We start from the raw sequence: 6,156 nt of genomic DNA on the forward strand, positions 1-6,156 counted from the left end.
CGCAAGAACTGCACGTTGGTCGACAGACCGACGATGCGGGTCTCGGCCAGCGCCGCGTCCATGCGCGAAAGCGCTTCTTCGCGCGTGGCACCGTGCACGATGAGCTTGGCCACCATGGAGTCGTAAAACGGGCTGATCGCGTCGCCCTCGCGCACGCCGTCGTCCACGCGCACGGCGCCGCGCTCGAACGCGGTGGCGGAGGGCTTGCGGTACACGTTCAGGCAGCCGGTGGCGGGCAAAAAGTTGTTGTCCGGTGTTTCGGCACAAATGCGGGCTTCGATGGCGTGGCCATGGATGCGCAGTTGGTCCTGCTTGAGCGGCAGCGGCTCGCCAGACGCCACGCGCAGCTGCCACTCCACCAGGTCCAGCCCGGTGATGGCTTCGGTGACCGGGTGCTCCACCTGCAGGCGGGTGTTCATTTCCATGAAGAAGAACTTCATGTCTTCCGGTTTCTCATAGCCGCCGGGCTGCTCCACGATGAATTCCACCGTGCCCGCACCCACGTAGTTCACGGCTTTCGCCGCGGCCACCGCCGCCGCACCCATGCGGGCGCGCAGTTCGGGCGTCATGCCGGGTGCGGGCGCTTCTTCCAACACCTTTTGGTGGCGGCGCTGCACCGAGCAATCGCGCTCGAACAGGTAGACGCAGTCGCCCTGTGTGTCGCCAAACACCTGGATTTCGATGTGGCGCGGGCGTTGCACGTATTTTTCAACCAGCACGGCGTCGCTGCCAAAGCTGTTGCGCGCCTCGCGTTGGCAACTGGCCAGGGCCGCCGCAAAATCTTCCGCCTTGTCTACCGCGCGCATGCCCTTGCCGCCACCTCCGGCGCTGGCCTTGATCAGCACGGGGTAGCCGATGGCATCGGCCTCGCGCTGCAACAAGTCGGGGTCCTGGTCGGCACCGTGGTATCCGGGCACCAGTGGCACACCGGCTTTTTCCATCAGTTGCTTGGACTCCGCCTTGAGTCCCATGGCCAGAATGGCCGACGACGGCGGGCCGATGAACACCAGACCGGCTTTGGCGCAGGCATCGGCAAAGGCGTCGTTTTCACTCAAGAAGCCATAACCCGGGTGCACCGCCTGTGCGCCGGTGTCTTTGGCCGCCTGCAGGATGCGCTCCCACTGCAGGTAACTGTCTTTGGGGGCGCTGCCACCGATGTGCACGGCTTCGTCGCAAGCGGCCACGTGTTTGGCGCTGGCGTCGGCATCGGAATACACGGCGACGGTGCGCACACCCAAGCGGCGGGCGGTGGCGGCGACGCGGCAGGCGATTTCACCGCGGTTGGCGATCAGGATTTTTTTGAACATCAAAGACTTTCAATCACAAGCGGGCTGGCAACGAGGATGCACCAAGCCGGTCAAAAAGCATGGGGCGCACGGGAGAAAAAGGAGCGCAAGCGGTACACCGCCGCGCGCAGAAACTTGAACAGGGTCCAGGTGACGATCCACATCAACACCACGGCGATGAACAGCAACACAGCAAACACCAGCGGGTGCTGGGTCGCGAGAAAAAGGGCAGCGACGACCAATCCGTCTTCCAGCAAACTGGCGGCGAGGTTGGAAAACGGTTCGGGCGAGGTGTTGATGGCCGCGCGCGTGGTGGTCTTGGCGGCCTGGCTGCTGGCCGCCAGCGTGCCACCCATGAGGCCGGCAACCAGGCCCATGGTGGCGCTGTCGGCACCAAAAACGCCAGCCGCCAGCGCCGCACCCGCCGGGATGCGGACCACGCTGTTGAGCAGATCCCACACCGAATCGAGGCCGGGAATCTTGTCGGCAAAAAATTCGACGAACAACAGGCAGGCGCTCACCACCAGCACCACCGGGTGCTGCAACATCTGCAACCCTGCGGGCAGGTCCATCCAGCCCAAAGTACCTGCCATCCCAACCAGGAACACCACGGCATAGAGACGGAAACCGCTAGACCAACCGAGGGCTGCGGCCAGCGCGAGCAGGCTCGGCATGTCGAGCCGACCGACCGCCGTTGAAACCCCTTCGCCCACCTGCGCACCCACGCCGCCAACCACACCGGTGCCCGGGTGGATACCCAGCGTGTGCAGCCAGGCCACCAGCTGTTGCCACAGATTGTGGTCCACGGTTTCCATGGTGGTGGTCGGCGTCTCGCGCTTAGGCCGGCAGCCAGTTCGGCTTGCGTTTTTGCAGGAAAGACTGCAGCCCCTCCTGGCCTTCTTCGCTGGCCCGGATGTCGGCGATGCGCCGCGCGGTATCGCTGCGCAGGTCGGCCGTGATCGGCAGGCCGCTCACATCGGCCACCAGGCGTTTGCAGGCACGGGCGGCCTGGGGGCCGTTGGCCACCAGGGTGGACACGAGTTCATCGACCCGCGCATCCAGCGTTTCGGGCGTGGCCAATTCGTGCACCATGCCCAGCGCGTGGGCTTGCGCCGCGCTGAAGCGCTCGGCCGTGACCATGTAGCGGCGCGAAGCCTGCTGCCCCATGGCCCGCACCACGTAGGGGCTGATGGTGGCGGGCAACAAACCCAGGCGCGCTTCAGACAAGCAGAAGGTGGCACCCTCCACCGCCACCAGCACGTCGCAAATGGCGGCCAGGCCCATGCCACCGGCGTAGCAATCGCCCTGGATGCGGCCCACGATGGGCACGGGGCATTGGTCCAGCGTCCACAACATATCGGCCAGTTTTTGTGCATCGGCCCGGTTTTGTTCCCAGCTGTAGCCGGCCATGGCCTTCATCCAGTTGAGATCGGCGCCGGCGCAAAAGGCCTTGCCGTGCGCCCCCAGCACCACCGCGCGCAACTGCCCGTCCTGGGCCAGTTCGGTGAAGGTGGCGCTGAGCGCGGCGATCACCTCGTCGTTGAACGCGTTGCGCACATCGGGGCGGTTGAGCCAGACCCGGGCCACATGGGGCGTGGGTCGGGATACGTCTAGAACTTCGGTCATCTTCATTCCTTTGATTCGTTCATTCCGTTTGCACAAGCTGCTTGGGGAAACACCGCTGAACCGCCCTTTTCAAGCCCGGCCTTGAGCGGGCTTTGCAGCGCGAAGCGGGTCCGGTGGCGGTCCATCAATACCGCTTGGCCACTTCTTCCAGCATCACCTCGGTGGCGCCGCCACCAATGGCGAGCACGCGCGCGTCGCGCCACAGGCGTTCGATCGCGGTTTCGCGGATGAAGCCCATGCCGCCGTGGAACTGCTGGCAGGTCTGCACCACCTCGTTGACGAGTTCGCCGGTCAGCGCCTTGAGCATGGAGACCTCCTGCACGATGTCGTGGCCCTGCGTCACGCGCCAGGCGCAGTGGTACATGAACTGCCGCGCAGCGCGGGTCTTGGCGTCCAGCATCGACAGGCGCTGGCGGATGGTTTGTTTGTCCCACAGCGTGCCGCCAAAGGCCTGGCGCTGGCGCACGTAGTCGAGCGTGAGCTGGAGCGCCTGGGTGCAATGCCCGACCGCCATGGCACCGAGGGCGATGCGCTCGGTCTGGAAGTTTTTCATCACCGAATAAAAGCCTTTGCCCTCTTCGCCCAGCAGGTTGGCGTGGGGCACGCGCACGTTGTCGAGCACCAGCTCGGCGGTGTCGGACGAGAGCCAGCCCGTCTTTTTCAGGGACCGCCCAACGCTGAAGCCGGGGGTGCCCTTTTCCACGATGAACATCGTCATGTCGTGGCGTGCGCTGCCGGTCTTGGCGGCGATGAAATACAGATCGGCGTGCACGCCGTTGGTGATGAACATCTTGGTGCCGTTGAGCACCCAGTCGTCGCCATCGCGGCGCGCGGAAGTGCGAATGCCCGCCACGTCGGAGCCGGCGCCCGGCTCGGTGATGCCCACCGCCGTGATCATTTCACCGGCGGTCACTTTGCGCAGGTATTTTTCTTTCTGCGCCACGCTGCCCGCGTGGTGCAGGTGCGGCCCCGCCATGTCGGTGTGCACGAGCACGGTGATGATGAAGCCGGCAAACGTGGACTGCGACAGGGCTTCGGCGAACACCAGGTTGGTCATGGCGTCGGCGTCGGCACCGCCATATGCGCCGTCGAACGCGATGCCCAGCAAACCGGCTTGGCCCATGCGGCGCAACACGTCGCGCGGCACCATGCCAGTGTCTTCCCACGCGGCCGCATGGGGCTCCACTTCGCGTTCGAGAAACCGCGCCACCTGGTCGCGCAACAGTTCGTGGTCGGGGTTGTCGTAGATGGTGGCGCTCATGGTTTGTCTCTTTCTTTGTATGTGGGGTTCGGGTGCTCAGCCCGCCTGCTGCAGGTAGTACACCAGGTCCAGTTCGGGCGCGGGTTGACCGAGCACGGTGAGCGCTGCGCTGATCTGGCCCCGGTGGTGCGTGCCGTGGTTGAACACGTGGGCCAAGGTGGCGGCGAACGGCAGGCTCATCGCCTGCCCGCGCATGTTGGTGTAGGCCAGCTTGCCTTCAAAACGCTCAGCGGGCCAGCTGTTGATCAGTGGCTCCCAGGTCTTGGCGCCGCCCTTGAGCGCTTGCCCCAGCCGGTCGCGCTCGGGCTCGATTTCCATGTCCAGCGCCAGCTTGGGCGACCCGCCGCGCGCAAAGCGCCGCTGCCACAGCATGTGCTCACCCACCAGCAGATGGTTCAGCGTGCCGTGGATGCTTTTGAAGAACAGACGAAGATCGCGCCGGTAGTCCAGCTCGCTCACCGGCTCAACGGCTTCGAGCAGGCGCTCGGTGGCCCACACGTTGTAGCGGGCGAGTTGCACGAAGTGGGTATGTGGATTCATAAGGCTTCTCTGCGATGGTGCTGAAGTGAGCAGTGCAGGGCAAGAACCCGCGCCTTCCAGCAGCAGCCGCAGAACCGGCTCCGCCGGGCTGCTGGCTGCGCCCCCGTGAGGGGGTGACGCGAAGCGGCGCGGGGGTGGGCCATGTCCTACATCCGGAACACGCCGAACTTGGGTTCGCCGATCGGCGTGTTGAGCGCCACCGACAAGGCCAGGCCGAGCACACGGCGCGTATCGGCGGGGTCGATCACGCCGTCGTCCCACAAGCGGGCGCTGGAGTAATACGGGCGCGACTGGTGGCCGAACTGGTCGAGCACCGGCTGCTTGAAGGCCGCCTCTTCTTCGGCGCTCCAGCTGCCGCCACGCGCCTCGATGCCGTCGCGCTTCACCGTGGCCAGCACCCCTGCGGCCTGCTCACCGCCCATGACGCAGATGCGCGCGTTGGGCCACATCCACAAAAAGCGCGGGCTGTAGGCGCGGCCACACATGCCGTAGTTGCCGGCGCCGTAGCTGCCGCCGATGATGACGGTGAACTTGGGCACCTGGGCCGTGGCCACGGCGGTGACCAGTTTCGCGCCGTGGCGCGCGATGCCTTCGCTCTCGTATTTCTTGCCGACCATGAAGCCGGTGATGTTCTGCAGAAACAGCAGCGGCACTTTGCGCTGGCAGCACAGTTCGATGAAGTGCGCGCCTTTTTGCGCACTCTCGGAAAACAGCACACCGTTGTTGGCAACGATGCCGATGGGCATGCCTTCGATGTGCGCAAAACCGCAGACCAGGGTGGCGCCGAAACGCGCCTTGAATTCGTGGAACTCGCTGCCATCCACCACGCGGGCGATGATTTCGCGCACGTCGTAAGGTTTGCGCGTGTCCGCCGGGATCACGCCGTACAGTTCCTGCGGATCGTGCAAAGGCGCGCGCGGTTCGCGCAAGGCTTGCGTGGCTTCTTTGCGCCGGTTCAGCGTGGCCACTGCCTGGCGCGCCAGGGCCAGCGCATGGGCGTCGTTCTGCGCCAGGTGATCGGCCACGCCCGAGAGGCGGGTGTGCACGTCGCCACCGCCCAGGTCTTCGGCGCTGACGATTTCGCCAATGGCGGCCTTCACCAACGGCGGGCCGCCCAGGAAGATGGTGCCCTGGTTCTTGACGATGATGGTCTCGTCGCTCATGGCGGGCACGTAAGCGCCACCCGCCGTGCACGAGCCCATGACGACCGCGATCTGCGCGATGCCGTTGGCGCTCATATTGGCCTGGTTGTAGAAGATGCGACCAAAGTGCTCGCGGTCGGGGAACACGTCGTCCTGGTTCGGCAGGTTGGCGCCGCCCGAATCCACCAGATAGATGCAGACCAGGTTGTTCTGCGCCGCCACCTCTTGCGCCCGCAGGTGTTTTTTCACCGTCATGGGGTAGTAGGTGCCACCCTTCACGGTGGCGTCGTTGCAGACGATC

The 6,156-nt window shown here is 65.2% G+C and carries 6 protein-coding genes; all 6 read right to left on the reverse strand.

Annotation, left to right across the window (positions count from 1 at the left end; translation table 11 throughout):
• Positions 1-1,307: acetyl/propionyl/methylcrotonyl-CoA carboxylase subunit alpha (locus ABYB95_RS15255; RefSeq protein ID WP_372659422.1), on the reverse strand; the 1,307-nt coding region annotated here is incomplete at its 3' end.
• A 50-nt stretch (positions 1,308-1,357) separates the two neighbouring features.
• Entirely contained in the window at positions 1,358-2,101 is a 744-nt protein-coding gene (locus ABYB95_RS15260) for a DUF4126 domain-containing protein (RefSeq protein ID WP_372659423.1), read from the reverse strand.
• 22 nt (positions 2,102-2,123) lie between these two features.
• Entirely contained in the window at positions 2,124-2,912 is a 789-nt protein-coding gene (locus tag ABYB95_RS15265) for an enoyl-CoA hydratase/isomerase family protein (RefSeq protein ID WP_372659424.1), read from the reverse strand.
• A gap of 124 nt (positions 2,913-3,036) precedes the next feature.
• Positions 3,037-4,173, reverse strand: coding sequence for an acyl-CoA dehydrogenase family protein (locus tag ABYB95_RS15270; protein ID WP_372659425.1), 1,137 nt, complete (start codon positions 4,171-4,173; stop codon positions 3,037-3,039).
• A 36-nt stretch (positions 4,174-4,209) separates the two neighbouring features.
• On the reverse strand, positions 4,210-4,713 hold the full coding sequence (locus ABYB95_RS15275) for a DinB family protein (protein ID WP_372659426.1): 504 nt from the start codon (positions 4,711-4,713) through the stop codon (positions 4,210-4,212).
• 146 nt (positions 4,714-4,859) lie between these two features.
• On the reverse strand, positions 4,860-6,156 hold a 1,297-nt coding region (locus ABYB95_RS15280), incomplete at its 5' end, for a carboxyl transferase domain-containing protein (RefSeq protein ID WP_372659427.1).

Source organism: Hydrogenophaga sp. (genome assembly GCF_041633695.1).
GTDB lineage: Bacteria > Pseudomonadota > Gammaproteobacteria > Burkholderiales > Burkholderiaceae_C > Hydrogenophaga.

What these genes read in the sequence shown, in the direction of transcription:
- ABYB95_RS15260 (WP_372659423.1), bottom strand. Translation starts at nt 2,101, where the DNA reads ATGGAAACCGTGGACCACAATCTGTGGCAACAGCTGGTGGCCTGGCTG.
- ABYB95_RS15265 (WP_372659424.1), bottom strand. Translation starts at nt 2,912, where the DNA reads ATGACCGAAGTTCTAGACGTATCCCGACCCACGCCCCATGTGGCCCGG.
- ABYB95_RS15270 (WP_372659425.1), bottom strand. Translation starts at nt 4,173, where the DNA reads ATGAGCGCCACCATCTACGACAACCCCGACCACGAACTGTTGCGCGAC.
- ABYB95_RS15275 (WP_372659426.1), bottom strand. Translation starts at nt 4,713, where the DNA reads ATGAATCCACATACCCACTTCGTGCAACTCGCCCGCTACAACGTGTGG.